Genomic DNA, 2,736 nt, shown 5'->3' with positions numbered 1-2,736 from the left:
ACGATCCCGGTTCTGCGCTGCGCTCCGGTCGGGATGACGTGGGACCGGAGGGCGACGGGCAGGACGGCGGGAGGGACGGCGGGACGGGATGAACGCAGGGAGCGGGAGCGGATCAGAAGGACAGATGCAACGAGCGGCCGGTCGCGGAACGACGGGCGATTGGCCCATGCGAGCCGGCTGCCCGGCCCCGCACTGCAGCACATCAGGCCGGCAACCCGCCGGTGGAACCTCGGGCGCGTCCCCGGTCCCGGGCCGGCGAACCGCGCCGCTGTCGCGCCCTCCCCGGCCGCGGCGCTCCCGACGCCCTGAAACGGCAGCGGCCGGCCCCGTTGCTGGAGCCGGCCGCGTGCAGGTGAAACAGTATCTGGCAGGAACGGAAGGGATGCGAACCCCGCACGCCGAACGCCCGGATGCCGGACGCCCGCATGCCGGACATCCGCCCGGCGTCACCCGCGCGGCGCGGGTCCCGCATCGACGGCACCCGGCTTCGCGTCACCCGGATGCCGCCGCACCCCTCACAGGTTCTTCACGATGTCCTCGACCATCTTCTTGGCATCGGCGAACAGCATCATCGTGTTGTCGCGGAAGAACAGCTCGTTCTCCACGCCGGCATAGCCCGCCGCCATGCCGCGCTTGATGAACAGCACCGTCTTCGCCTTTTCCACGTCCAGGATCGGCATCCCGAAGATCGGGCTCTGCGGGTCGGTCTTCGCCGCCGGGTTGGTCACGTCGTTCGCCCCGATCACGAAGGCCACGTCCGCCTGCGCGAATTCCGAGTTGATGTCCTCGAGCTCGAACACCTCGTCATAGGGCACGTTCGCTTCCGCCAGCAGCACGTTCATGTGCCCGGGCATGCGGCCCGCGACCGGATGGATGGCGTATTTCACCTCGACGCCTTCCTCCTTCAGACGGTCCGCCATCTCCCGCAGCGCGTGCTGGGCCTGCGCCACCGCCATGCCGTAGCCCGGCACGATGATGACCTTCGCCGCGTTCTTCATGATGAACGCCGCGTCCTCCGCCGAGCCCTGCTTCACCGGCCGCGTCTCGACCGCCCCGCCCCCGGCCGCCGCCGCGTCCCCGCCGAACCCGCCGAGGATCACCGAGATGAACGACCGGTTCATCCCCTTGCACATGATGTAGCTCAGGATCGCGCCCGACGAGCCCACCAGCGCGCCGGTGATGATCAGCGCCGTGTTGCCCAGCGTGAAGCCGATGCCCGCCGCCGCCCAGCCCGAATAGCTGTTCAGCATCGACACCACCACCGGCATGTCCGCGCCGCCGATCGGCACGATGATCAGCCCGCCCAGCACCAGCGACACCAGCACGATCAGCCAGAACACCGCATGGCTCTCGGTCAGCACCAGCGCCACGATCAGCAGCACCAGCAGCAGCGCCAGCCCGGCATTGAGCACATGGCGCCCCGGCAGCAGGATCGGCTTGCCCGACATGTTGCCGTTCAGCTTGGCGAAGGCGATCACCGACCCGGTGAAGGTGATCGCGCCGATCGCCACGCCGAGGCTCATCTCCACCAGCGCCTGGCCGTGGATCGCCCCCACCTCGCCGATCCCGAACGCCTCCGGCGCATACAGCGCCGCCGCCGCGACCATCACCGCGGCAAGGCCGACCAGCGAATGGAACGCCGCCACCAGCTGCGGCATCTGCGTCATCGCGATCTTGCGGGCGATATAGGCGCCCGCTCCGCCGCCGATGCCGAGGCCGACGATCACCAGCGCCCAGCCCCCGGCGCCATGCGGCGGCGACGCCGCCAGCGTCGTCAGGATGGCGATGGCCATGCCCGCCATGCCGAACAGATTGCCCTGGCGCGAGGTCACCGGGCTCGAAAGCCCGCGCAGCGCCAGGATGAACAGCACCCCGGAGACGAGGTACAGAAGAGCCACCAGATTGGCGTTCATCGGGTGGTCCTCACTTCTTCTTCGAGTACATGGCCAGCATCCGGCTCGTCACCAGGAAGCCGCCGAAGATGTTCACGCTCGCAAGGATCAGACCCACAAAGCCGAAGCCCCGCGCAAAGCCCGAACCCGGGCCCGCCGCCATGTCGACCCCGACCGCCAGCAGCGCACCCACCACGATCACCGAGGAGATCGCGTTGGTCACGCTCATCAGCGGCGTGTGCAGCGCCGGCGTCACCGACCACACCACGTAATAGCCGACGAACACCGCCAGCACGAAGATCGCCAGCCGGAACACGAAGGGGTCGATCGCCCCCCCGCTCAGCGCGTGAACGCCATGGCCGATCGCCTCGCCATAGCCCCCCGCCGCCGCATCGACCGCCCGCGCCGCCTCCGCCGCATAGGCGTTGGCGGCTTCCGCCGCCTGGCGCGCCACCTCGGCCGCCGCCCGCGCCCCTTCCGCCGCCTCGGCCGGGCTCATCCCCCCGGGCACGGCGCCAACTGGACTGGCCATGTCTCTTCCCCTTGTTGTCCTGCGATGCCGGGTGCGCCGCTCGGGCCCCACGCATCCCGCCCTCCGGCGGTTCGTCTTCGAGTGGAGCCCGGCTCCGGGTCAGACCCGGCGGGCTCGGTTCATTGCCTCGAAAGGGCGGCCCGCTCTCCCGCGGGCGGCCCGGCTGCGGCGGCCTGCCGGTGAACGGGGTCGCCGCCTCATCTCACCCCTCGCGCCCGTCCGATCCCCGGATGAGCCCCCCCGCGCGCTCCCTCACCGCTACCGGCCAGACCCGAACCGGAAACGCCCGGGAACGGAAAACGTCCGGCAACG

General features: G+C 70.4%; 2 protein-coding genes. Both read right to left on the bottom strand.

Translation table 11 applies throughout. The features are described from left to right. Positions 1-515 precede the first annotated feature (515 nt). The gene (locus MWN34_RS19520) at positions 516-1,913 is read right to left on the bottom strand and encodes an NAD(P)(+) transhydrogenase (Re/Si-specific) subunit beta (protein WP_247030984.1); all 1,398 of its coding nucleotides are present in this window, start codon (positions 1,911-1,913) and stop codon (positions 516-518) included. Between the two features lie 10 nt (positions 1,914-1,923). Next, entirely contained in the window at positions 1,924-2,424 is a 501-nt protein-coding gene (locus MWN34_RS19515) for a proton-translocating transhydrogenase family protein (protein ID WP_247030983.1), read from the bottom strand. Positions 2,425-2,736 lie beyond the last annotated feature (312 nt).

The organism is Ancylobacter crimeensis (assembly GCF_023016805.1).
GTDB lineage: Bacteria > Pseudomonadota > Alphaproteobacteria > Rhizobiales > Xanthobacteraceae > Ancylobacter > Ancylobacter crimeensis.
Note: the sequence above shows the minus strand (reverse complement) of the source record. Positions and strands in the feature narration are given on the sequence as shown.